Source organism: Brumimicrobium oceani (genome assembly GCF_003143775.1).
Taxonomy (GTDB): domain Bacteria; phylum Bacteroidota; class Bacteroidia; order Flavobacteriales_D; family Crocinitomicaceae; genus Brumimicrobium; species Brumimicrobium oceani.
Map to the genome: position 1 here is coordinate 1 of NZ_QFRJ01000015.1, position 26,330 is coordinate 26,330.

The following is a 26,330-nucleotide window of genomic DNA, read 5'->3' on the forward strand; positions in this document are numbered from 1 at the left end:
TGTCTATTGCAGCAGGGTCCACCTCTTACCATTCCGAACAGAGAAGTTAAGACTGCTTGCGCTGATGGTACTGCCCTTTTAAGGGTGGGAGAGTAAGACGACGCCACTTTTTAAAAACCTCATACAGAAATGTATGAGGTTTTTTGCGTTTATTGAGATTTGTTTGTTTATTTACGTTGATGGCACTGTCCGTCAGCCGACGGATAGGGTTGACTTTCTATTGACGGAAGAGTAAGACGACGCCATTTTTTAAAATCTCATACAACAATGTGTGAGGTTTTTGTTATTGAGATTTTATTTGTAGTGAGATTGTTTCTCAGTGGATTGATGGACGAGGCTACTCTTTGCAGAGATGGATCGTCACGTTGCCTCTTGAAATGCTCAGTATTGTTTTGAAGCGTAAGATGGCTGCAGATGCTTGTTTTTTTCTTTGGTCTTAATGGTTCTTGTTGTGAAGTAAATGAAGGGTTAGATGGTCATACTTCTACAAAACAAAGAAATTTTGATTGTTGATGTTGAATTGTCAGTGGTTAAAGTATTTTGCACCTCTGAATTCCTTGGGTTTCTTCTTTATTTAGCTTAATTATGTGATTAATATGACAAAAAAAACTGGTCTTTTGTATGTGGGTTTTGGTTCCCTTAGTTATGGAATTCTTGCTACAGTAGTTAAGTATGCCAATGGTGAGGGGGCTTCAACTGCCTTATTAACTTTCTCTCAATATCTTTTTGCAACAGTATTTCTAACGATTCTGGCTTGGCGCATAAGTAAATCTGAAAAAGTTCTGTCTAAGTATAGCATGCCTTCGAAAGTACTTAAACTTAAAATTATGCTTTTTGGTACAACGCTCGGTTTTTCTAGTTGCTTTTATTATCTCACCATACAATATGTTCCGGTTTCTGTGGGGATTATACTTCTCATGCAATCTATTTGGATGGGTGTTTTAGTCGATCTTATTTCCACTCGAGGTGCAAATGTTAGGTTGAAAATTTTAGGAGCCTTAACTGCAATTACAGGAACTCTATTAGCTGCGAATGTTTTTGAAAGTTCTATTTCTCCTCATCCACTTGGTTTAGTTTTTGGTTTGTTGGCAGCCCTGAGTTTTACTTCATTTATGTACTTTTCAAACAGCCTCGGTCATCAAACGCATGTTATTATTAAAAGTAAATATCTTGTTTACGGTGGTTTTATAGTGGTATTAATATTTTGGAATATTTCTATTTTTGAATCATTTGATTTTTCCGATTTATTGAAGTATGGTTTGTTCTTAGCTATTTTTGGTTCAATGATTCCCCCAATATTTTTCGCACAGGGAATGCCAGCAATAGGAACTGGATTAGGGAGTATAGTTTCAAGTATAGAAATACCATTTTCAGTTCTAAGTGCAGCTGTTATATTGGGTGAGGATGTTTCTTCTATTCAATGGCTCGGTATTGTGGTTATTCTTTGTGCTGTGGTCTTGATTAATTTTAAGAAGATCTAAATTTCTTATTATTTAGTTGTTCTCCAAACAAAAGGTCTATTGGTATTGTTAAACTGCTAACATTAAAATCGCGAACAAATGCTTTACCTCACATCATTTAAAGATAAAGAAGTCGATAAGGAAATAAATCAAGCTGTTGGTAAACCTTTTAACATTAAAGATATTATCTTTAAAAAAGTGGGTGTCATTGGTTCCTCTAGAATGGAGGTAATAGAGTACAGTAAATTATTTGTTTCTGCCATGAATAAAAGCAAACAAGCTGTACAAGCAAATATTGGTTTGCGACCCAACGGAATTGTCGTTGTTCTTAATATTCGATTAAGCGATTATACTTGGGTTATTCCTTACCATTACCTTTCTATTTTTAAAACTGATCTTCTAGTCATTCATAGTCAAGGGGAATTTCTGAAACTTAAAATTAACGAAGATCAAAATAAAAAGTTTATCGATAAAATTCTTAAACTTAAAAATGAACAGGTGGGCGGAGATTATTATGGTTAAAATCATATTTATTTTTCTCTTGCATCTATTAATTTCTTAATTTAGCGATAACACTTCTTATTAATTAGATACTTTGGAATGAAGCTTAACTTAATAACCTTTAAAATTTTCTTATTTACTGTCGTATTTCTATCGAATACTTGCCTTCACGCAAATGAAGATTTGTTTTCCATCGAGGGTGGCTACATAAGTAATGAAATGACAGATGAGAAAGCTTCTTCTGAATACATTTTAAACTCAAATCAAAATTTCCCGGATGATGCTGCTATCACCGCGATAGGGGCTATTAATTTAGATTCTTGCTTGGTTTCGGAGGACATTACAGTTGATCTTTTAAATAATGGTACAACTAATCTGACCAGTTGTTGGATTCATTTTGAAGCGAATGGAGTTTTAATTCAGAGTTTATATTGGACAGGAAGTTTGATTCCTGGTGAAACATTAAACAATGTGTTTATCTCCACCTTCAATGATTTTTATCCTACAGTTGATATTACAGTTTGGTCAGAACTACCTAATGGAACCGTAGATATGAATACTTCAAATGATAGTTTAAATGTTCATCTTTTTCCAAATAAGTTAAAAGGAACTTATACAGTAGGTGGTGCAAATCCAAATTTTAATTCTTTAAGTGACGCGTTTAATCAACTTGATACTTCTGGGGTATGTGGAGATGTCATTCTAAATATCCGCAATGGACTATATTATGAAACGATTTCTATCGATAGCATTTTGGCCAGTAATATGAATTATAGGGTTACTGTTCAATCTGAGAGTCAAAATCCTCAAATGGTTACCATAGATTCTGTTGATATTGTTTGCAGTAGCACACATAATGTGGAATTTAATAACTTGACTTTTAAAAATGGCAGCATTGATTTTACAGAAGGTTCCAAGAATTTAATATTCGATCAAAATGTATTTGATTCTGCTTTTGTAAACATCTATAATGCCACGGATAATCTTTTTTCAGACAGTGTCATGATAAGCAATAATATTTTTAATGGTGGTTCGATAAAAGCGCATTCATTACAAGGAGTGAATGCTGTTTCAAATCATTTTATGGTTAAAGGAAATGAGTTTTATGATTCCTATGGTATAAGTGTAGAAATTAACAATTACAAAAACATAGAAATTTCGCATAACCGTTTGCAAAGTCACAGTGCTTTTTCACCTGTTGCTATTTCTGTTTTTTATCAAAGTGATTCACTTTCTATTGACAATAACATTATTACGAAGTCTACTGCTGGGCATACTATGGTTATAGAATCTGCAGTAGTCAATGATGATGTTGCGGTGAAAATTTTCAATAATTCAATTCATCAAATTGTACACAACGTTAATTACTTGAATAGTTCTATTGACATAAGCAACTTGCAAAAATTGGAATTTATGCATAATACCGTTTTTCTATCAACTGTTAATAATAGTCCTAATTCTCAGGCACTATTGCTTCTTTCTGGAGTTGATAGTGCTTTTATTAAAAACAACATGCTTATTAATGATGGTGAAAAATTGATTTATAAATTGAATAACAATATCCATTTTGATTGTGACTTCAATAACTACTGGAATGATCACAATTTTGCCACAGTAACCTATGGTGGTTCAACCCTATGGACAGCAACTTTAGCTGAATTTTCTTTAATCTATTCAATAGATAATAATTCTACTTTTATTAAACCTTATTTTGCGTCGTCAGATTTCTTGTATCCCATGAATGCCCTTAGTATGGATAATCTGGGAACACCTATCAGTTATATCGATACAGACATCCTTAATTCTTCTCGCGATCTGAATACACCAGACGTGGGGGCCTATGAATTCTTTCAATTACAACATGATATTGCATTAGAAAATCCTTCATGGATAGACACCGCAATTTGCGCTGGAGGAAGTGTGAATTTAATTTTCGATGCATTCAATAATGGGAGCGAGCAAATAGATAGTTTTACAGTTTATGTTGACATTGAGAATCAGGCTTTGGATACAATTATTGTTTATCAAAACATAGCGCCACAACAAACGATTTCTTTCAACCTAGGAAGTTATACATTTACTAATCTCATTACTGATGTTAATATTTCAATTGCCTTACCTAATGGATATTATGATTCAATACCTATGAATAATAATTTTAGTGGTCGCTTTCACACCAAACTTGATGGAATTTACACGGTCGGTGATACGACTGCTGATTTTGTATCCATTAACGATGCACTAATTAGTTTGAACAGAGGTATTTGTGGACCGGTAACTTTTAAATTGAAGGATGGAACGCATACTGATTGGGGAAATATTGGACCTGTTGAGGGAAATTCACCTACTAACTCTATTACATTCGAATCTGAATCTTTAAACTCCAGCCTGGTAATTGCAAACCATACAAGCTCAAGTAATTTGATCACTTTCCGAAATGTTGAAAGTCTTTCTCTTAGACACATTTCGTTTAACACTCGAATTAACTTAGATTCTGTGAATTTAGTGAGTGTCGATACCTGTGAATTTAATGGAGGTGGAATTTATGGTTCTATAAATCCTAATTTTGTGGATAGTTTATCGGTCATAGGATCTAGCTTTAATAACTCGGCAATTGATTTTTGGAGTGATGTAAACAACGTAAAGATTTTAAAAAACTCATTCAGTGGAACATCTAAAATTTCTTTTGCTGCTTTTAACACCGCTTCGCCCCATCCTACAAACATTCTAATCAGTGAAAATGAATTAGACATAAACAATTCAAACCCTTCTATACATGCAAATATTTACATGCAATCGTGTGAAAATTTTGAAATCAGTAACAATAAACTGTCAGGAAATGTCCGTTCCATCAGAATTAAAGCTTGTGATATCGGAGTTAACAACGTAATAAAAAACAATTTCATTAGCTCTTCTTACCTTCCTTTTGAATTGTCTGCGAGTAATGGCTTGAAAATCTATAACAATTCCATTTATTCAAATTCGATATCAATGGAATACAATACGAATGTTGAATTTAAGAATAACATTTTTCAAAAAATTGGTTCGAGTGGTGTGTTTTTCTATTTTTCTAATATTGGAATTCAAGAATTTGACTCTGATAATAACCTGTTCTTTGGCGATACATCCATGTTTAGTAATAGCCTAACTTACAGTAGTTGGAAATCTCAACACAATAAAGATCTGAATTCTTATTATGGTAATCCAATTTATACCAGTACAACAGACTTGCATAGCAATTCTTTTTTAGCGGATAGCAACGGAATGGTTCTGCCTGAAGTAAATTTAGATATAGATGGACAAGCACGAAATATAACACATCCTGATATTGGCGCTGATGAATTTGATACTGATTGGTCTACAATTTTTGACCTATCCGCAGACAGTTTGCTTAATCCGAGCAATTATAATTGCACAGATAATGACTCAATTTTATTTGTCTTTTCAAATAATTATACGGACACTGTTACAAGTGCCATTATAACTTGGAGTGTAAACGGTGTGCTTCCAAATATTTATAATTGGAATGATGTACTCGCACCAGGACTAAGTGATACTGTTTTTCTAGGATTAGGAAATTTTGTTCCGAATACGGACTACTTAATTACTATTAATATTTCTGAGCCCAATGGAATTGAGGATGCTTATTTTGTCAATAACACCATAGCTATATCTTATAAGGGCTACGTACAACCTGAAATTAGTTTAGCTCAAAATTTTATTTGTGATGGAGATGAGCTAACGTTGTCTTCAACCTTCTCAGACTCAACCTATAGCTATGCATGGTCAAGTGGCGCTATAAATGATTCCATAATTATAAATACCGGAGGAACATACTGGTTAGAAACCATTAATTCGTTTGGATGTATGGAGAGTGATACAGTAGTAATTACTGGATACCCAACACCATCAACTGTTTCAATTTTGGCCTCTGATACTGTTTTTTGTAGTGATGATTTTGTTACCCTAACTGCGGATCCTATTATTGCAGGTAATATTCATACATGGAATTGGAACTGGCCTGGTGGAAACCCAACGAGTATAACCGTGAATGATGATGCCGAAGTTATTCTCACCACTGAGGATCAGAACGGATGCTTACAGTTTGATACCATCCAAGTGTCTATGGTTCAGGTACCATATACTAATATTTGGAGAAGTGGCGTAAACATTTATTGTGATAATGTCCCGTCTGGTTCTACATTTCAATGGTATTTAAACGGAGCTTTAATTCCGGGGGCAATAGGTCAATTTTATACTCCAGTTGTTAATGGAGTATATGCGCTCGAAGTAACCAACGGAATCTGTTCGTTTACAACAAATGATCATTACTACTACACTTTAGGTTCGACGGATTTAGAAATCAATGAAATTTCATTAGCACCTAACCCTGCAACTACTGAAATCAGAATCTATAATTTATTTTCAAAATACAGTTATGCGATTTATGATGCAACAGGAAGAGTGCTTATAGAAAGAAAGGACATTTTAAACACTACAATTCCACTTGCCGATTTATCGAAAGGTGTTTATGTAATTGAATTAATGGTAAATGATCAATTGGTCATTAAGAGCTTTGTGAAGAAGTGAGTGAAGAGGTAGATACATGATAATTATTGATTTGAAATTGATTTTCCCCAAGCAGGTTGTGAAAATATTTTAAATTGATACTTTTATGTGATGATTCGATTCACAGTGGTTTACTTGCTTGCCCTGCTACTTGTACGTTGTGAATTGAATTCAAATTGATACTTTTATGTGATGATTCACAGTCATCTGAGTAAACCATCACGCCCTCGCCTAGTTGTGAATTGAATTCAAATTGATACTTTTATGTGATGATTCACAGTAATCATCTCTTTCCTTATCAATTTCCTCCTGTTGTGAATTGAATTCAAATTGATACTTTTATGTGATGATTCACAGTTAATAATTTAGGAACCTCAATGAGTTCTAAGTTGTGAATTGAATTCAAATTGATACTTTTATGTGATGATTCACAGTGGGAACTCCCGACATGTTCGCAGATATTAAGTTGTGAATTGAATTCAAATTGATACTTTTATGTGATGATTCACAGTTCAGGCAACGTAATTGTTGCCGTATCTGCCGTTGTGAATTGAATTCAAATTGATACTTTTATGTGATGATTCACAGTTTACAATCTACACCTACATCTGTCTGAATAGTTGTGAATTGAATTCAAATTGATACTTTTATGTGATGATTCACAGTGGACGAGAGTAGGCGATCTGACAATCGTATGTTGTGAATTGAATTCAAATTGATACTTTTATGTGATGATTCACAGTTGATTTGACTTCGGGATTATTGTTTTTCTTGTTGTGAATTGAATTCAAATTGATACTTTTATGTGATGATTCACAGTGTTGAATTGGTTACGGTTGACGATATGCAGGTTGTGAATTGAATTCAAATTGATACTTTTATGTGATGATTCACAGTGATAAAAGACTTTTTCTATTCACTACCAAAGTTGTGAATTGAATTCAAATTGATACTTTTATGTGATGATTCACAGTTCACGTGGAACTAATAAACCTTTTTTATAAGTTGTGAATTGAATTCAAATTGATACTTTTATGTGATGATTCACAGTCTAAACGAGTGTTGTCTCTTTCAAATTCCTGTTGTGAATTGAATTCAAATTGATACTTTTATGTGATGATTCACAGTCCTATCAGGTTCTTGTATAGCGAGCCGTCAGTTGTGAATTGAATTCAAATTGATACTTTTATGTGATGATTCACAGTAAAAGTTAAATCTATAAGAATAGGCTATGGGTTGTGAATTGAATTCAAATTGATACTTTTATGTGATGATTCACAGTTCTGCTAATTCGGAAATACTCATGTTTCGCGTTGTGAATTGAATTCAAATTGATACTTTTATGTGATGATTCACAGTAGTCTTTCTCAAAAACCTCTTCAAGTTCCTGTTGTGAATTGAATTCAAATTGATACTTTTATGTGATGATTCACAGTTTTTGCTTTTCCTGTGCGACCCGTGTTTTTGTTGTGAATTGAATTCAAATTGATACTTTTATGTGATGATTCACAGTTCTACAATAACTTTCAACTTCACTAGTTGGGTTGTGAATTGAATTCAAATTGATACTTTTATGTGATGATTCACAGTAAGACAACAAATTTAGCAAAAACACTTTTTGTTGTGAATTGAATTCAAATTGATACTTTTATGTGATGATTCACAGTAACGGAATCAAAATAATATACCAAACATGAGTTGTGAATTGAATTCAAATTGATACTTTTATGTGATGATTCACAGTATAAATCTTATTTCTTAAATCCTTTAAAAGTTGTGAATTGAATTCAAATTGATACTTTTATGTGATGATTCACAGTGATGTTAGATGTGGATTCATTCACTTTGGTGTTGTGAATTGAATTCAAATTGATACTTTTATGTGATGATTCACAGTATAGTAATTTTTCGGAAGGACTTAACTCCTGTTGTGAATTGAATTCAAATTGATACTTTTATGTGATGATTCACAGAATCAAAACAATACTTTCCTTCATTGGAAGTGTTGTGAATTGAATTCAAATTGATACTTTTATGTGATGATTCACAGATTAGACTTCTCTATTTTGCCTATTGGAGTTGTTGTGAATTGAATTCAAATTGATACTTTTATGTGATGATTCACAGAGAGCTTGTCAAAATTGGATTTGGTGGAATTGTTGTGAATTGAATTCAAATTGATACTTTTATGTGATGATTCACAGAAAAAGAAGAAGTTTCCGTGAGAAGATACCTGTTGTGAATTGAATTCAAATTGATACTTTTATGTGATGATTCACAGATCAGACTTTCGCCAAAAAACCATACCGAAAGTTGTGAATTGAATTCAAATTGATACTTTTATGTGATGATTCACAGAATTCCCAGTTGAACTCACAAACCAAATATCGTTGTGAATTGAATTCAAATTGATACTTTTATGTGATGATTCACAGACGACCTTCAGCATTTATCTTCTATTATAGCGTTGTGAATTGAATTCAAATTGATACTTTTATGTGATGATTCACAGATGGTATAATGTGAGTATAAAAATACCTAATGTTGTGAATTGAATTCAAATTGATACTTTTATGTGATGATTCACAGAATCTATCACGGTTATTCGTTACCTTCTCTTGTTGTGAATTGAATTCAAATTGATACTTTTATGTGATGATTCACAGAAGCTATAATAATTTATTGCCCACTATGTGGGTTGTGAATTGAATTCAAATTGATACTTTTATGTGATGATTCACAGAGTAACAATAAAGCGGTCATTCTTAATGATGGTTGTGAATTGAATTCAAATTGATACTTTTATGTGATGATTCACAGATAACCAAAATACCAGCACTCCCATTTTTTGTTGTGAATTGAATTCAAATTGATACTTTTATGTGATGATTCACAGATGTTTGGCGTTCCGCAAATTCTTTCTTTGGGTTGTGAATTGAATTCAAATTGATACTTTTATGTGATGATTCACAGATATCCTAATAGTAGAATGCACCGGCTTAAGGTTGTGAATTGAATTCAAATTGATACTTTTATGTGATGATTCACAGATGGAATGGTTCAAACGATTTATAACAGACTGTTGTGAATTGAATTCAAATTGATACTTTTATGTGATGATTCACAGAACGTTTCAACGCTACCAAGTCATCATAAGTGTTGTGAATTGAATTCAAATTGATACTTTTATGTGATGATTCACAGAAGACCGCTCTGAAAAGGGTGGTCTTTCTGCGTTTTAGCCACTTTTTAGGATGAAAATTTCTACTCTTTTTGATTAGTAGATTCCTTTAAAAGTATCGGTTTTTGGTTTCTATTTTAATCGTTTGTTAACATACTCAATTTAAAAGATTGTAACCTTATCGAATTTATTACGTAGTAAAAGGTTGTCAATCAATACTTAGACTTATGATTAAAAGAACTTTGTTTTTCGAAAATCCTGCTTATTTGAGTACAAAGAATAACCAACTCGTTGTTAAGCTTACGCAAAGCAATGAAACCAGAACTGTGCCTATAGAGGATATTGGAATGATGGTACTAGAAAATCAACAAATCACATTTACCAATGGTTTAATCGAAAAGTTGACTTATCAAAATGCCGCAATTGTTTGTTGTAATCAGCAACATTTGCCTTTAAGTTTGATTTCTCCATTAAGCGGACACTCTGAATATAATGAGCGGTTGAGATTTCAATTAGAAGCTACTCTTCCTTTAAAGAAATACTTATGGCAGCAAACCATTGTTTCAAAAATTACAAATCAAGCTAACTTGTTGGGACTTTTAGGTAAGCAAAATGATAAATTGAGAAAATGGTCCAAGGAGGTTTTATCTGGTGACACAACAAATAAAGAAAGTCATTCGGCTGCTTTTTATTGGGATCGGATATTTGATATTCCTGGTTTTTATCGTGGTCAGAAGGAAATTGCACCCAATAATTTATTGAATTATGGTTACGCTATTTTGAGAGCGGTTTGTGCAAGATCTTTAATTGGAAGTGGAATGCTACCCGCTTTAGGGATACATCATGCCAATAAGTATAACGCCTATTGTTTAGCAGATGATATTATGGAGCCTTATCGACCTTTTGTGGATGAAGTGGTTTATGCAATAGTTCAAGATAATGATGATATTGAAGAACTCACAAGTCATATTAAACAGCAGCTTTTGATAATTCCTGCAATAGATGTAACTATTGATGGCAAGAGGAGTCCATTAATGGTAGCCATGAGCAGAACAACACATTCTTTATATGAGTGTTTTGCTGGGATTTCTAGAAAAATTTTATACCCAACATTATGAGTGAAAATCAATTTTTAACCCGACTTAATCAATACAGAACTATGTGGATCCTTGTATTTTTTGATTTACCGACAGAAACAAAATTGGAACGAAAGGCAGCTGGTAAGTTCCGAAAATCATTATTAACTGATGGTTTTACAATGTTTCAATTTTCCATTTATTTACGTTTTTGTGCGAGCAGGGAAAATGCAGATGTACATACCAAACGAGTAAAACTCCTACTTCCCAAAAAAGGGAAAATAGGAATTTTACAGGTCACCGATCGTCAGTTTGGTATGATGGAATTATTCCATGGCGTTAAAGAAGTGGAGAAGGAGACTCCACATCAACAATTGGAGTTGTTTTAATTAAGCTTTAGAAATATTTCCTAGTCTATCAACTTTTAATTTCCAACAAATCTTTTTTATTTGAGTCACACCGTCTATCATGTTTTGGTTTTTATTTTGTTGACTTCCAAGTCCAAACTCATTTTGAATCAGTTCTTTTTCAGCAATATTTATTTTGTTCTTATCATTTAATTCTTTAAATATTTCTTTGTTCTTTTTTCCGTGAAACCTCCAAATTGGCTTCGAAATAGCATAGGGAACGAAGTTTGCAATACTTATACTACCATCAACATATTTATAAATCCTATTTACTTGTTCTTTTGTTAGGTTTTTAAAATCCACTTCATTTAAGTTATTGATTTCCTTATTTGTTGGGACATAAACTAAGTCTAATGGTGAGAGTGTAAATATTCTCTGAAATTCATTTAGTCTGTCATCAAAAATTTTATTGGGTAAAGGATTAATGCGATTGTTTTTATCTTGCTTTAATGATTCGATTAAATCCATCAATCCAATATCTTTAAATTTTCTTTCTGTCGTTTCATTTCCTTCATGATTTATATAAGTTCTTTCATAGAAACCAAGGTAGAGATTAGAGCCTGCGTCATTCACTACATACTGTTTTGATTTAACAGATTCTCCATCATCACCATTTATAGCTCTTTGATTCCCAAAGCCTCTAGAAATTCGTACTTTTTTTATAGGTTTATGACTCTTACCATTGTTTAGCCTTTGAAGTTCACTGGGCTTATTCATTTCTTCGATTAGTTCATTTGTAAAAGCAATTTCAGGATGCTCCGTTATTTTTCTGTCATTTCGATTTTTGAATACGTCCTCAGATAATTCATTAATAAAGATATTTAACATTTCATATTTAACTTTTTTATAAGTAAATTGATTATTTCTTAGATGTACAATAAAATCTTGAGTGGATTGAAACTCATTTTCTTCATCTTTTACAATAGCTTCAAATTCTTGTTTTTTCAAAAGAAAATCAAAGTAATTGATTGCTTCTTCAAATTGAAGTTCAACAGTATTATACTCTTTTAAATGATTCAATAATATTTTCTGGATTCCTATATCGGTAATAGTTCTTATTTTTGCACTATTAAATGAAATATCCAAATCTTTTCGGATTACTATTTTTTCTTCTCCACTTAATAATTTCTTCCCATAAAATGAATCTTTCCCTAAACTTCTCCGAATGGACCAATTTTTCTTTTGTCCATTTTCAGTGTTTTGTTTTATAAACTTGTTCTTACTAGATGTATTATTATACCAGTTTGTGGTATTGTTAATAACCCTAAGATTTTGCTTGAAGGTCACAATAGTTCCTTGTAATGCTGTTAGGATCATTTTTTTGTAATCAAAATCAAAAGAATCATGCATTTTATATATATACGTTTTCTCTAAGACTGAATCTCTTCGAGAATTTTCAACTCCTAATTTACGAGTTTCGCCAGGAAGCATATAATACCAATTGTTTTCATCTTTAGCATCATCTCTTTTTATGAACTTTATCTTTCGTTTTAATGTTTGTCTGTATTTTTCAATTTTCTTTTGAGTTCCGTAATCTTCCGATTTAGCTTTAGCATTAATGTTATTGATATAATTAACATGGTCCTCTGTACATAAGGCGACAATTAGTGCATCTAGCGCATGATGTCTATGATCGATCCGTTTAATGTCATAAGAATCATCTTTTTCACGAATGCTATCATCTAAATTACAATCAAAATATCTGTGTCCTGATTTGGATGTTTGCCATTCACCAAACAAGTTTGATTTTGTTAGTTCATTCATTCTAATAAAACGTGGTGATACAAGTTCTCCCCATACTTCGTTAAGTTTCCAAGCTCGCTTAAGTTCTGAAGTAACTCTACCAGTAACAGGTAATAAATTCTTAGAACGGAACTCAACTTCCCCCGGTTCTCTTACAATATGACTTAATAACTCCATCGCTTTTCGAGATATATGTTGAGTATTATTCATTTGACTGTTTGTAAAGCCTTTTGGAATTTCTTTAGAAAGTAGAATATATCTTTTTGTTCCAGAGAATTGAGTGTTTACGATGTTTAAGTATTCATCTTCGGAACAAACAGGAGTGCCTAAATAAGATTGACCATTTTGATTTTGAATAAATTCTCGTCCAGTCCTATCACTTTTTAAATTATTTAAACTATTTTCTACTACAACCTTATTACTTAAAGAATTGTTTGTGATGGAAGCTTGAGGGAATATATGGTCGATGTTGAATTTGTTTCCATCAAATAGTTCTGTGATTTTTATCATTTGTCCCGAATATGGAGAACGGTACCCTTGTTCTATCCAAAGTTTATATTTTTCAAAATCTGATTTGTTTATATACTGTTTTTTTAGGATATCTTCAATTTCTTTCTTGTTATATGACTTGTCTTTAAAGAAATCTTTGTTCGTGTTTTTAGTGTGTTCAGCACTTTCTTCTACAATTTTTAATCGTTCGAAATGGTCTTTATTATTAGGGTTCGCATTATATGTGTTGTTCTTTAAAAACTCTTCTAAAACTTGACGAATTCTTTTGTTCTGCTTACGATTATCAGACATGCGATTAGAATCGCTCTCTTTTTCTTTGATTGATTTTTTCAGTTCTCTGCCAACCTCTAAATGAATTTTTGAGAAAAAGCTTTCCTTTCCTTTTCCATAATAATCCCATATATCTGCGACAACTTGCATCATCTCCAATATTACTTTTTCTGCCACAGGATTATTTAGAGAGTGTTGTTTTAGTTCTTGATGTAACTCTTTTCTAATTTGATCAGGAGAGAACCAATATTTTGCTTGAGCTAATTCTGAATGTCGTCCGTAAATTAGATATGAAGCTTGCGTAAGATTAAGTTTTTTAAAGTCTTCTATTTGTTCAAAATCTTTAAATGTATTGAATAGTCCTTTTGGAAAAGGGAGTTCACCTTGTTGTATGTCAATACTTGTATTTATTACTTTAGAAAAGTCAGATTTTTCTTCATTGAAATCAACCATATTAAGTTTCTCTAATATCTCCTTTTTTCTTTTATAAAGCTTTTCGTTCCATTTCGTATACCAAGGTTCCTTTTCCCATTTGTCTATTTGGTTCTGTTTCCCTAATCTGATTAGAGGTAATATCTTCTTTAAAGCCTTTTCTGAATAAGAGCAATATTTTGACGCAAATTTCGGGAAATTTACAAAATCACTGATAATTTTCTCTCTAACTTCGTCTGTAGTATCACTATTTTCTAAAAATCGATTAAAAAAGGTTTTTGCACTTTTGTTTGCGTCCGCTGTTTTTTCTTTGTAGCTCACTGAATATAAATAATGCCATAAATCAACTTCTTTCTCCTGAGTAAGGAATTCAGTATGATCTTTAAAACCACATCTTATAAAACGAGTTGCAAAACTAACTTTTGTTTCGTTGCCCTTTATTTCGTCGTCTTCAGGGAAATTCCATGTGTAATTACTATCCTTTTTCTTGTAATCGAGATTAAAAGATTTTTTACAAAACGAGAGTAGCTGATCTTGGTTTAAAGATTTTCGATTATTTAATTCATCAAAAAGCATTTGATATTCCTTTTCACTTTTTAAATATTCTTTGGTTATATCCTGATTAGTCAATTTTTTTCCATTAACTTCTTTCTCTAGTTGGATAAGTTTTAGGTTGTGGAGTTTATCCCATATTCTAAATTCCTGAAAATAGGGATGAGTAGCAGAAACTACTTTATTGTAAATAGGTTCTTTTTTAGTTTTAATCTCACCTGTTTTAATATCAACCTCTTCAATTAGATTACCCTTTTTGTCTTCAGCGTTTTTCCAGTATCGTATTTCATAATTGCAGTTTGAAATTTCAGATTTTTTGCTTTTTAAAGGTCTTTGATATAGCAAAATATCTTCTACTAATAGCTGTTGTATGGCATTTTTATTTTTAAGTAAAGTGTTTTGATGATTTTTGTTTTTTGGATATAGAGTCTTGACGCACTGTTCAAAAACTTTTTTGTCTTCTAATTTATTATGAAATTGTTTTTGCGTAGTGATAATCTGCTTTAGTTCTTCTCGGTAAAAGTTTCTGTCAACCACTTGAAACATTCCTCCAATTATTTTAGTTCTTTCACCTGTCCTAGCATCACTTTTTAAAATGTTATAGATACTCGGGGAAATATAATTCTTTGCACTGCCATCCTCTTTCTTATAACCTTGGTTTATATTAAATGTTAACGCCTCTTTTTCTGTTTTCTTTTTAAGTAAAGTCCAATCGCTTGAATTGTCGCTTAAATCTGGTTCTCGTAATTTTCTGTCTTTTTTTAATTGTGGTTTAACTTGTCCTTTATTGTTATAGACTGTTTCAATGATATAATCAAATGGTTTATATAGTACATTTTTATATTTAAAAGTAAAGTTTTTAGGTTGTTTTATTTCCTTCCAACCATTCTGATAGGTAAGTGTGTATTTATGCTTCCCATCATCTTTTTCATACTTAACATTCTCTATTTGTAAAGAGTAAATATCAATAATTGTAAATTCTGTTTTCTTATCCTCTATAACGCCCTTCGAATTAACTTTAGACGTTTTTATCAATTCCTTCAAATCACCTTTAAATGTCATTTGAACATCAGAAAATTCATTGTAAATAAAACTGTCATTACCTTCTAGGTGAACTTCAAAAAAGGTTTTACCTTCTTTATCAGTTTTTGGAATAACTTCTTTTACACTTAAATCTAACTCCTCTATTATTTCGTTATCTTTTGTTGATTTATCTTCAACTTCTGTTTTTTCATATCCTCTTTTTTGATTATAACTTAAAAGAACCCATGAAAGCTCTTCCAAATTAACTTTTTTAGAGAGTGCTTTTTGTCTCAGATAGTATAATGTCCAGTCATATGGAATTCGTTTCCCTTTTATATTTTCAACTTCGTCGTCATTAATTTCTTCTAACATTTCTTTATAAGAATCCATGAAGAGGAATGATGCTTTTTTACCTTCTTGTTTGGGGAGATAAGCTAATTTCGGCTCTTTGTTTTTGTGAAATTTCCCAGATTTATTTCCGTTATCACTTTTGAAGTCAATTTCAAGCTTGTAATGTTTAGGTAGTGTGTCTATTAAATTAAGAACTATATGTAGCCTATCTCTTCTCAATAAGTATCTTTCGTTTAGTCTTCTAGGTCCTCGCTGCTCAGTTCTTTGGGCAGCAGTGCTTTTTATTTTGCTTCCACTTTCAAAATCTTTTATTTCTCCGGCATCCATTGGAATTATTCTTGATCCTATACCAACTATTTTGACTGTACCATTTTCATGGTCAATTTCAACCAAAGCCCATCCAATACTGTTGGTTCCTAAGTCTAATCCTAATACTCTTTTCATAGTGATAATTTTGGTTTGTTAAATTAGAAAACACCAATTTAACCAAAATTCTCAAACTATTTTGGATTTCGCGGATATATAGTTATATTTGAATCATCAATTTGAAATCAATTCACAATAAGGATTATTCCGTTGTGAAAACATTTAAGCTGCCTCGACTTTCTTCGGGGCATTTTTTTGCTCTAAACTTTACCATCGATCCCCACCCCGACAAAGTCCCGTAGCATTGTGCAGCTATTTTTGATTCAGACAAGTTTTTTGCGCTTGCGACCTTGTGAAGCACACGCAAAACACATTGACTGGCAAAAAGAGCAAATAAACTAAAGGGCGGAGGCGGAAAAGGTGGCCAAAACAAAAGCCAGACAATTTTTATTATCTGACTTTTAATTTTAATTAGTGAAAAATAGGGGAGGAGCTGCTTAGAAATGCTCTTCAATTCTAAAAGGGATTTGTAGCGTGGACTGTAACTTCTGGAATGTAGGCTCTTTTGTCCATTTCTAAAGAGTTCACTATCGTAATGGCAATGTCTTCGGGAGTTAATTTGTTATCTTCCAACGGTCTTTCGGTTCTGTGCTCTTCATCACCAAATGCTGTGGGTACTTCGCTTGGGTTAACTTGAATTACGCGAATATTGTTTTGACGTAATTCTCCTTGCCAACATTGTGTCATTCCTCTGAGCGCGAATTTTGAAGTAGAATAAATTGAACCAGTCGGATAACCTTTCAATGAAGCCGTGGAGGCGATGTTAACAATATTTCCTTCATTTTGCTTGATGAAAATTTTAGCTGCGCCTTGTGCGACCATTGCTGCTCCAAAAACATTTACTTCATAAACTTGTCTTAATTCTTCTCTGGTTAATTCAACGAGGGTTTTCTTAATTCCAATTCCGGCATTGTTTACCAAAACGTCTAATCCATTGAATTCTTTCTCTATGAAAGCGTATAAAGCATCAATTTCTTCATCTTTCGTAACATCACATTTAAAAGGAGTTGCGCCAATTTCTTTTGCTACAGATTTCGTTTTTTCGTGATCTCTTCCTGTGATGATGACGCTTGCACCTTTTTCAACGCATAATTGCGCTGTTGCCTTGCCTAACCCAGAATTTCCTCCTGTAATTAAAATTATTTTGTCTTTTAGATTCATTTATGTTTTTTTGATTCATATCAATATATAAACAATTTTTAAGAATTCAAAAATTTAAATATCTGGATAAACAATAATCAGAGATACAATGTCGTAGGGGCGATTTGTAAATCGTCCGCATGCATTGACATTCGAAGATTAATTCAAGGATTTAAAAATTCCAATATTCAACCAATCGGTCAAACATTAATCGGATAAACATTAATCGAAGATACAAGGTAGGGACGATTATTCCCTTTGGTTATGAGATGGCTTCGTTAGGTTTGTAATTCGTCCTTGCACATATATATGCGGCTTATTCAGTGATCGGAGATTTTAAGGTTAATTTATAAATGCTGAGATCACGGTGATTTCTCTTGTCGAAAGCAGCAACAACGTATTCAATAATTCTTAGGTTTAAATCATTTTCTTCAGAGTTAATTGAATTGATTGTCCTCCCTCTGTATCTCCCTCCAAAAGGGAGAGGTGTTATTTACAACGTTTAAATTATTGGATAGAGATTCTTGTTCACTAATTGAACATTTTCTTGATCAGCTTTGACCAATTAAATACTAAAACAAAAAAAAAGGAGCCTTTCGACTCCCTTTTAAATATTATATATGGAATGTTATTTCAACAATTCAGCCATTTTCTCACCAATTTTTGCTGGAGAGTCAACTACGTGAATTCCACATTCTTTCATAATTGCTTTTTTAGCTTGTGCAGTATCTTCGTCACCACCAACGATTGCACCTGCGTGTCCCATTGTACGACCCGCTGGCGCAGTTTCACCTGCGATAAATCCAACTACTGGTTTTGTACCATTTTCTTTGATCCATCTTGCAGCGTTTGCTTCCAAGTTACCACCGATCTCACCAATCATCACGATTCCTTTTGTTTCAGGATCGTTCATTAATAATTCAACAGCATCTTTGGTTGTAGTTCCAATAATTGGGTCACCACCAATTCCAATTGCAGTTGTAATTCCTAATCCTGCTTTCACTACTTGATCAGCAGCTTCATAAGTTAAAGTACCTGACTTAGATACGATACCTACAGATCCTTTTTGGAAAACAAAACCTGGCATAATACCCACTTTTGCTTCTCCCGCAGTAATAACTCCTGGGCAGTTAGGTCCTACTAAACGTGTATCGAAAGCAGAGATATATTCTTTTGCTTTGATCATGTCGTTAACTGGAATACCTTCAGTAATACAGATAATCACTTTAATTCCTGCATTAGCAGCTTCCATAATTGCATCGGCAGCAAATGCTGGCGGAACAAAAATGATAGATACATCAGCAGCAGTCTTGTCAACGGCCTCTTGAACTGTGTTAAAAACTGGTTTGTCTAAGTGCTTTTGTCCTCCTTTTCCAGGTGTAACACCTCCTACAACGTTGGTTCCAAATTCAATCATTTGACCTGCGTGGAATGTTCCTTCACTTCCTGTGAAACCTTGGACTATAACTTTTGATTCTTTATTTACTAATACGCTCATGTTCGCGAGATTTTCTACTTTGGTTAATGTCGCCAAAAATAGAGTTTACAATAGTCAATGACAAGTAAAAAGAAGAAAATGTTTTTTCTATTTAAGGAATGCTGAATATCTTTAAAAATAAATGTTAATTTTTTTATTTTTACTTTCAGATGAGAAATAAATCCTTAAATTTGCCACAAGGTTATTTTAGTGTAAATAAAATAATCTGGTTTTATAGTTTTAGCATGGTTTAGCAAAAAGAGGAATAAATGTAACGCATTTATTCCTCTTTTTCTTTTTGGAAGAATTAAAAGCAAACCATCAATCGTAAACAGGTATGAACGATTTTTAAACCAGCCGATATCATCATACAAGCGTAATCGAATTCAAAAAAATCAAACGATAACCACCAATCGAAGATATAATGTAGGGACGGTTTGTAAACCGTCTATTATCATTATTAAAACGAGATAGCATTCGGAAATTTCAAAATCCGACCACCAATCCCAAGTACCGCATATGAACCCATCGTAAACCGTCCAGCGCAAACATGTCAATCATTAAACCTTAAACATTAATAATTAAATCTTTTACTTCACCACACATAGTCTTTTAGAGAATATAAACTCTCCATTATCATTTTTGAAATGAATAAAGTAAACTCCTGAATTCCAGTTTTGAATAGCTACTTGAGTTGATTCATCTAGGAGTGTAATTTCTCCCATAATTTGTCCACTAGCTGCATAAATCACCGCCTCTGCAACATCATTCATACCTTTTGCTATGGTAACGAGATCAACAGCTGGATTAGGGTAAATATTAACCTTAGCTTCGAGGATTTCATTATTCAAACCAACATCATTTTTCTCTACAGTGATAGATTTACAGCTAACAATCGTATCACAACTTCCAAATGCTGTTAGGCAAACATTGTAAACACCTTCATTAATATATGTGTGTGTTGGTTCAAAATCAGTAGATGTATTTCCATCGTCAAAATCCCATTCATAAGAAATTGCATTTTGAGAATTGTTATTGAATTCTATCATTAAATAGAAATTGTCAGTAGTGAAATTTGGGAGAGGTTCAGCTACGATAGGATCTAAAATAGTATATCCTTTTGTGATTTTGCAACCATTGTTATCTGTCGCTGTTACTTGATGATTTCCAGCCCCTACATTGTTCCAAGTACTTGAGTTTGGTCCGTTATTCCATTGATAACTAAAGTTGGTTCCTCCTGAAGCAATCGCCGTAATTGAACCGTCAAGACTGCCCGGACATGACGGCGGATTTATAGTTTCGATTAATGATAATTGTGTGTCATAAACCAATGGGAAGAACAGAGTAGTGTCGCATCCAGAAAGATCTTCGATGATTACGGAATAATTATTCGTGTTGAGATTGGCTATGCTGGCATTCGTCATTCCGTTATTCCAAGTGTAGGTGTATCCTGGAGTTCCACCGGAAACATTTAGTGTGATTGCTCCATCTTGAATTTCGTTACATGTTGGATTACTAAAAGTGGACGTAACAGTGAAATTACAAGAAACATTTGTTTTAATTTCTATACAATAATCTTCAATTTCGCCAGAAGTAAAATTACCACAGACATTGGGTAATGCTGAAGAACCAAAACCTTGATAAGCCATTTGAACTCTCATTCTTGTTTTTCCAAGTAATGCATTGGCTGGAATAGAGATTATATCATTTACAGTTCCTGAATTTGCATTTCCTTGGTCATAAAGTAATTCTGAACTATTGAAAATACCGTTTTGGTCTAAGTCTACCCAAATTCTACTGTATTGATCTAAAGCTTGACCGTCAAATCCAGGTGTTAATGTGAAAGAATAGTTTTGTCCTGACGATAAAACAAATGAATTTGAATTAAAGCCATATCCATCATCATCACCACTTGTAAATGTATTTCCAGCGATTTGAAATTCTTCTATCCATTCATTTTGAACTCCTAATAAAGCTAGTGGTTGTTCTCCATTATTGATACTTGCCAATAAAGTATTTCCATCCGATTGAGAAATCATTACTGCGGGAATAGTAACATTGTTATTTGTTCCCCCCATATCCATCGTTCCTGCAACATTGTTGATCACGATTAGGGCAGTAGCACCTGCATTTTGGGCGTTCATTGCTTTAACAGTAAAGTTGCAACTTCCTCTTTGAACAACGGCAATATTTCCATTAATTTCGGTATTGTTGATCAATAGATTACAGCCTTCTGAAGAATTTGCGGATCCGTCGTCCACCAAAACTAATTCTCCAAAAACATAACCATTTTCTACATTTCCACCCCAATTACTCGTTGCTTGGTAAGTGTAGCTACCACTAATAGATGCAGGAGAATGAACTGTAAATGTAGATGTTGGATTTGCATTTGTTCCTGTCGCACAATAAGGTAAATCAACACAGCTGCCACATCCTGAAGTTGTGAATGTATTGATTATTGAAGTGTTGCTTATTTCACCATCACAAATTGAAGAAACAGTGTATTCATAAGTTGTACAGCTTGTTAATCCAGTGAAAGTATGGCTAGTATCTGTAATGGTGTAATTTGACCAATTTCCTGAACCAGCCACTTGAATATTCACCCTGTAATCGTTGAGTGGATCTGTTTCATTGAAAGAAATATCTGCACTATAATCATATACTGTTTCTGTGTTAATAATATTTGGAGGCATACATGAACTACATATAGAAGTCATTAAAAGATCAATAGAGTTTTTAGCATTTATTCTTCCTCCAGTAATTGTTTTTGATTGTAAATGTGGTGTCTGATCAACGCCGTTAAACAAAGCTTGTCTTACCATGTCTGTCGTGGCTTGTGGATTTGTCATTGCTGCTTGTTCAAGACTAGAACACGGTATACTGTACATTAATCCAATTAATCCTGCGGTTAGCGGACAAGCAAAAGAAGTACCTGATGTAGAAGAATAAGAGTTGTTCTGTGCGGTAGTATAAATGTTAGAACCCGGAGCTGCTAAATCGATTGTTTGGTCACCATATCCAGCAAAATCAATAACATCAGAGCTGTTGGTTGCGGTAACACTTACCATATAATCACTTGCACAAGTAGTTGGCACATCTCCAAAAGTATCTACATCTTGATTTTGGTTTGTGGTAGCGCCAACATTGAGAATTCCGGCCTGACCTAAATCATCATAAAAACTGCACCAAATTGGGTAATTTGCTGGATTTCCACCGTCAATTCCCCAAGAGGAACTGGTGGCAACAACAAAAGCTCCTCGAGCACCATTGGTTTGATTCCAAAGTAAACGTGCGTTTAGAGCGTAGTCATAGGATGCGACAATATTGGCTTCAGTAAAAGGGTTAGCATATCCAGCGATATCCATGATTTTAAGGTCCCAATTTATTCCAGTTACACCAAGATCGTTGTTTCCTTTGGCTCCCATCATTCCGGCACAACTTGTTCCATGTGAGCCTGCTCCAATATTATCGTCATTACTCGAAACATTCCATCCGTTGTAGTCATCTACATATCCATTTCCATCGTCATCAATTCCATTGTTTGGTATTTCGCCTGTATTTACCCATTGATTGGCTTGTAAGTCACTGTGGTTTATTAAATCTGCACTTTCTATTAAGGCTACTACGATTTCTTTACCATTGGGTGTGGTTCCACCTGTGGTAATGTCCCAAGCTAATTGCGAATCGATGTTGTTATGGTGCCATTGATTTCCGAAAAGTGGATCGTTAGGTGTAGCTCTTAATTCAACTTTTCTATTCGCTTGAACATATAAAATGGGTGGCTGTCTTTCTAATAATGATAAAACCTCGCTCAGATTTGTTTGTTCGTCATTGAAATTGAACAGCCAAATGTCAGCATGTTGAGAGAGTAAGCTTTCAATGGTCAATTCAAAATGTACAGGTAGGCTGTTCATTATGGTCTTCGGGTTCTGTCCTTTTTGCATGCGCACCATTACTTGGTTGCTGATGGCGTTTTCAAACTGTGCCCAAACTGATGTAGTGAAGATTAGGCAAGTAAATAAGGGGGTAAGAATGAAGTTTTTCATAAGAGTGACAATTGTAAATTATTGTTTAATAGGCTGCAAGATATATTGTTTTTTTGGAATTTACTCTTGCTACGTATTAAAGTGCTGATGAAAAATTTAAATATGTCATTTTTTAACCTTTATGGAAATCATTCATCTTATTTGTTGGTTCCACTTAGGGTTACCACTAATTCCAATTTAAAACTTTGAGTTTAGTTTAATGTGACTTATTGAAAATTGATCCATTCAACAAAAGAGATTCCTCAAGACGCGGTATTTTAGGGATGACAATCGATAGGTTGGTTAGGGGAGGAAAGTTGCTTTAGCGACTTTCCCCAATCAATAATGTATAACACCTGTCATCCGAAGGAGTTAAACGACTCTGAGATCTCTTTTTGATTAAAGTTAAATATTGATTTAACTTTAAAGTCTTGTTTTTTTACATAACGCTTGTCGGGAACTTTACCAGCAGTTTAATAAATTACAGTAGAAAGCGGTTTTCTCTAAAAATTGACAAGATCCTTCCATTGTTGAAAATCATAATTTTCAACAATGGTCAGGATGGCAGTTTTGGGGATTGGTGGGGCAAAGTAGAGGAAAAAACAAAAGCGCTCTCGCGCTTTTGTTTTTTCCTCTACTTTGAGATATGCCCCTGGCCTAATGTCATCCTGAAGAAAATTTCTTTTTCAATTTGTTGAAAATAGAAATTTGCGAAGGATCTTGCCGGTTCACCGCTTAATCACATCATTGATTAGATGTATTTACTGGTAAAGTATCGGATAGGCATTTTTTATATACTTACTTGTATTATGTAGAATTGTTATGGCATAGGATAACCATATCTTATTTTAAGTTATCTAATGATTTTACTTTGAAGAAGAAGAAATTTTTATATTTGTTCACTCATGGATAAAAAAATCGAAATATCTATTGTTGTTCCACTTTATAACGAAGTAGAATCACTACCAGAACTGCATGAATGGATTGTATCTGTAATGCAAAAACACAACTTTACTTATGAAATTATCTTTGTTGATGATGGAAGTAAGGATGGCTCATGGCAGGTTGTAGAAAACCTTCAACTCAAAGACCCAGGTGTGAGAGGAATTAAATTTCAAAGAAATTATGGTAAATCTGCCGCACTTCAGAAAGGGTTTGAAGCAGTGGTTGGAGATTTCGTGATTACGATGGATGCGGATTTACAGGACTCGCCAGAAGAGATTCCAGAAATGATCCGCATGATAAAGGAGGAAGATTTTGATATGATTTCAGGGTGGAAGAAAAAAAGATTTGACCCTTTATCTAAGACCATTCCTACTAAATTATACAATTGGACAGCACGAAAATTAACTGGGATTTATCTACATGACTTCAATTGTGGATTAAAAGCCTATCGATCTATAGTCGTAAAAAGTATAGAGATTTATGGAGATATGCACAGGTATATTCCAGCATTGGCCAAATATGCAGGGTTTAATAAAATTGGCGAAAAAGTAGTACAGCATCAAGCGCGTAAATTTGGTACTACAAAATTTGGATTGAACCGTTTTATGAATGGTCCTTTAGATTTGCTTTCTGTGGTTTTTATAGGAAAGTTTGGTAAAAAACCAATGCACTTTTTTGGAGCAATAGGAACTTTGCTTTTCGTTATAGGATTTGCATTTGCATTATACTTAGGAATTGACAAAATAGTAAGTCTCTTCTCTGATCATCCTTCACCTTTAATCGCTCAAAGAACTGAGTTTTATATTGCTTTGACAGCCATGATTATCGGTAGTCAATTTTTTCTTGCGGGTTTTATCGCTGAGCTGATCGGCAGGAACTCTTCTTCTAGAAATGCTTATCTTATTGAAACGGAAATATAAATGAGTGAACTTAAAATAGATGCTTCTTGGACGCTTTTTTTAGATCGTGACGGGGTAATTAATGAACGCAATTTTGAGGGGTACATTACTTCTGTGGAAGATTTCAATTTTTTACCTTATGCAAAGGAAGGGTTGAAAGAACTAGCTAAACAATTTTCTAGAATTATTGTCGTTACTAATCAACAAGGGGTTGGCAAAGGGAGCATGTCGCTAGCTGCGCTGGAGGAAATACACCATTATATGACTTCTTCATTGTTGTCTGAAAATGTAAGTATCGATCATGTGTTTTTTGCTAGCAATTTAAGGGGAGCTCAAAAGGATAGGAGAAAACCCAATAGTGCCATGGCTTTAGAAGCGAAAGAAATGTTCCCAGAAATAGATTTTTCGAAGTCCGTAATGGTGGGAGATACCGCTTCAGATCTGAAATTTGGAATGAATCTAGCTATGAAAACTGTTCTCATTCATTCGGCCGAAAAAGTAGATATTAAGCCGGATATTAAAGTAAATAATCTAAAAGAATTTGCAGATGTACTTAAATCTTAGAACAACGGTAATTAGTTTGACACTCATGTTGAGTTTGAGCGTTTTTTCATTTTCTCAGATTAACCAAGTGGATGCGCAAGGGCGAAAGCAAGGGGAGTGGGCAAAAACTTACGATGACTCTGATGGCTTGCGCTACAAAGGTCAGTTTAAAAATGACAAACCAGTTGGAAAGTTTATTTATTATTATCCAAATAACAAAATCCGTTCTATCATAACTCACGATGAAAACAGCGATCGATCTGAGGCTTATTTTTACCATCCAAGTAGTGAGTTAATCGCCCACGGAATTTATCGCGGTAAGGAAAAAGATAGTGTATGGACACATTTTTTAACTTCAGGTCATTACAGTTATACAGAAACGTATAAAAATGGTGTGCTCCATGGTGAGCGCATTACTTATTATGGCGCTGAAGCCGTTGAGGACAATAGAGTTAAACTTGTACTGAGAAAGTCAAATTACGTCAATGGAAAGCAGCAGGGCGATTTTGTCGAATATTTTCCTGATGGAATTGTTAAAGCAGAAGGGAAATATTATGATGGAAAACCAGACGGTGTAATTTTAAAGAATCATCCGAATGGAAAAATCATGATCAAAGAACGCTGGAAAAACAAAACGAAGCATGGATGGTGGGTAACCTATGATGAGTCTGGAAAAGAGCTTGGTCGTATTTATTTTAAAGATGGAACACAGCTAGAAGGGGACGAGCTTTCAGAATATCTTGAAAAATTAAAGAAAGAAGGGATTAATCCTAATAAATGATTTAATTTAGAAGAGCTGT

Annotated in this window: 12 protein-coding genes, 1 rRNA gene and 1 CRISPR repeat array; of the genes, 9 read left to right on the forward strand and 4 right to left on the reverse strand. The window is 33.5% G+C overall.

The window, feature by feature from the left end; all coding sequences use genetic code 11:
* The 6 genes from rrf to cas2 all read left to right on the forward strand — a co-directional run.
* Window positions 1-109: ribosomal RNA gene (gene rrf / locus DIT68_RS14265) — 5S ribosomal RNA — on the forward strand; the annotation flags it as partial.
* A 487-nt stretch (window positions 110-596) separates the two neighbouring features.
* A complete protein-coding gene (locus DIT68_RS14270; protein WP_233244206.1) occupies window positions 597-1,481 on the forward strand; it encodes an EamA family transporter in 885 nt (294 codons plus the stop codon).
* A 78-nt stretch (window positions 1,482-1,559) separates the two neighbouring features.
* Complete coding sequence (locus DIT68_RS14275; protein WP_109360499.1) at window positions 1,560-1,982, forward strand: hypothetical protein; 423 nt, start codon at window positions 1,560-1,562, stop codon at window positions 1,980-1,982.
* 78 nt (window positions 1,983-2,060) lie between these two features.
* Window positions 2,061-6,551, forward strand: a complete 4,491-nt coding sequence (locus DIT68_RS14280; RefSeq protein WP_109360500.1) for a T9SS type A sorting domain-containing protein — start codon at window positions 2,061-2,063, stop codon at window positions 6,549-6,551.
* A 136-nt stretch (window positions 6,552-6,687) separates the two neighbouring features.
* A CRISPR array of direct repeats spans window positions 6,688-9,735; the repeat unit is 47 nt; unit sequence GTTGTGAATTGAATTCAAATTGATACTTTTATGTGATGATTCACAGT.
* Window positions 9,736-9,938: 203 nt separating this feature from the next.
* Window positions 9,939-10,829, forward strand: a complete 891-nt coding sequence (gene cas1 / locus DIT68_RS14285; RefSeq protein WP_109360501.1) for a type II CRISPR-associated endonuclease Cas1 — start codon at window positions 9,939-9,941, stop codon at window positions 10,827-10,829.
* Window positions 10,826-11,176 carry a CRISPR-associated endonuclease Cas2 gene (gene cas2 / locus DIT68_RS14290; RefSeq protein WP_109360502.1) on the forward strand — a complete coding sequence of 117 codons (351 nt, stop codon included), beginning with the start codon at window positions 10,826-10,828 and terminating at the stop codon, window positions 11,174-11,176. Before cas1 ends, cas2 begins: the two co-directional genes overlap by 4 nt.
* Here the strand turns inward: cas2 and cas9 are convergent, their stop codons facing one another.
* From cas9 to DIT68_RS14315, 4 genes are all read right to left on the reverse strand, one after another.
* Window positions 11,177-16,519, reverse strand: coding sequence for a type II CRISPR RNA-guided endonuclease Cas9 (gene cas9, locus DIT68_RS14295; protein WP_109360503.1), 5,343 nt, complete (start codon window positions 16,517-16,519; stop codon window positions 11,177-11,179).
* Window positions 16,520-16,957: 438 nt separating this feature from the next.
* Window positions 16,958-17,662, reverse strand: a complete 705-nt coding sequence (locus DIT68_RS14305) for an SDR family oxidoreductase (RefSeq protein ID WP_109360505.1) — start codon at window positions 17,660-17,662, stop codon at window positions 16,958-16,960.
* Window positions 17,663-18,269: 607 nt separating this feature from the next.
* Entirely contained in the window at window positions 18,270-19,139 is an 870-nt protein-coding gene (sucD, locus tag DIT68_RS14310) for a succinate--CoA ligase subunit alpha (RefSeq protein ID WP_109360506.1), read from the reverse strand.
* Between the two features lie 569 nt (window positions 19,140-19,708).
* Window positions 19,709-23,164: a S8 family serine peptidase gene (locus DIT68_RS14315; RefSeq protein ID WP_109360507.1), complete on the reverse strand. Its 3,456-nt coding sequence runs from the start codon at window positions 23,162-23,164 to the stop codon at window positions 19,709-19,711.
* 896 nt (window positions 23,165-24,060) lie between these two features.
* On the opposite strand from DIT68_RS14315, the gene DIT68_RS14320 reads away from it, so the two are divergent.
* Genes DIT68_RS14320 through DIT68_RS14330 form a run of 3 tightly spaced genes read left to right on the forward strand, consistent with a single transcriptional unit; the run spans window position 24,061 to window position 26,311 of the window.
* Window positions 24,061-25,008 carry a glycosyltransferase family 2 protein gene (locus tag DIT68_RS14320; protein ID WP_109360554.1) on the forward strand — a complete coding sequence of 316 codons (948 nt, stop codon included), beginning with the start codon at window positions 24,061-24,063 and terminating at the stop codon, window positions 25,006-25,008.
* Complete coding sequence (locus tag DIT68_RS14325; RefSeq protein WP_109360508.1) at window positions 25,009-25,551, forward strand: D-glycero-alpha-D-manno-heptose-1,7-bisphosphate 7-phosphatase; 543 nt, start codon at window positions 25,009-25,011, stop codon at window positions 25,549-25,551. It abuts the gene before it with no gap.
* A complete protein-coding gene (locus tag DIT68_RS14330; protein ID WP_109360509.1) occupies window positions 25,535-26,311 on the forward strand; it encodes a toxin-antitoxin system YwqK family antitoxin in 777 nt (258 codons plus the stop codon). Before DIT68_RS14325 ends, DIT68_RS14330 begins: the two co-directional genes overlap by 17 nt.
* The last annotated feature ends 19 nt before the right edge of the window (window positions 26,312-26,330 follow it).

Bases quoted from the DNA above. Each gene is read 5' to 3' on its own strand.
- DIT68_RS14270 (WP_233244206.1), top strand. From the start codon at position 597: ATGACAAAAAAAACTGGTCTTTTGTATGTGGGTTTTGGTTCCCTTAGT.
- DIT68_RS14275 (WP_109360499.1), top strand. From the start codon at position 1,560: ATGCTTTACCTCACATCATTTAAAGATAAAGAAGTCGATAAGGAAATA.
- DIT68_RS14280 (WP_109360500.1), top strand. From the start codon at position 2,061: ATGAAGCTTAACTTAATAACCTTTAAAATTTTCTTATTTACTGTCGTA.
- cas1 (WP_109360501.1), top strand. From the start codon at position 9,939: ATGATTAAAAGAACTTTGTTTTTCGAAAATCCTGCTTATTTGAGTACA.
- cas2 (WP_109360502.1), top strand. From the start codon at position 10,826: ATGAGTGAAAATCAATTTTTAACCCGACTTAATCAATACAGAACTATG.
- cas9 (WP_109360503.1), bottom strand. From the start codon at position 16,519: ATGAAAAGAGTATTAGGATTAGACTTAGGAACCAACAGTATTGGATGG.
- DIT68_RS14305 (WP_109360505.1), bottom strand. From the start codon at position 17,662: ATGAATCTAAAAGACAAAATAATTTTAATTACAGGAGGAAATTCTGGG.
- sucD (WP_109360506.1), bottom strand. From the start codon at position 19,139: ATGAGCGTATTAGTAAATAAAGAATCAAAAGTTATAGTCCAAGGTTTC.
- DIT68_RS14315 (WP_109360507.1), bottom strand. From the start codon at position 23,164: ATGAAAAACTTCATTCTTACCCCCTTATTTACTTGCCTAATCTTCACT.
- DIT68_RS14325 (WP_109360508.1), top strand. From the start codon at position 25,009: ATGAGTGAACTTAAAATAGATGCTTCTTGGACGCTTTTTTTAGATCGT.
- DIT68_RS14330 (WP_109360509.1), top strand. From the start codon at position 25,535: ATGTACTTAAATCTTAGAACAACGGTAATTAGTTTGACACTCATGTTG.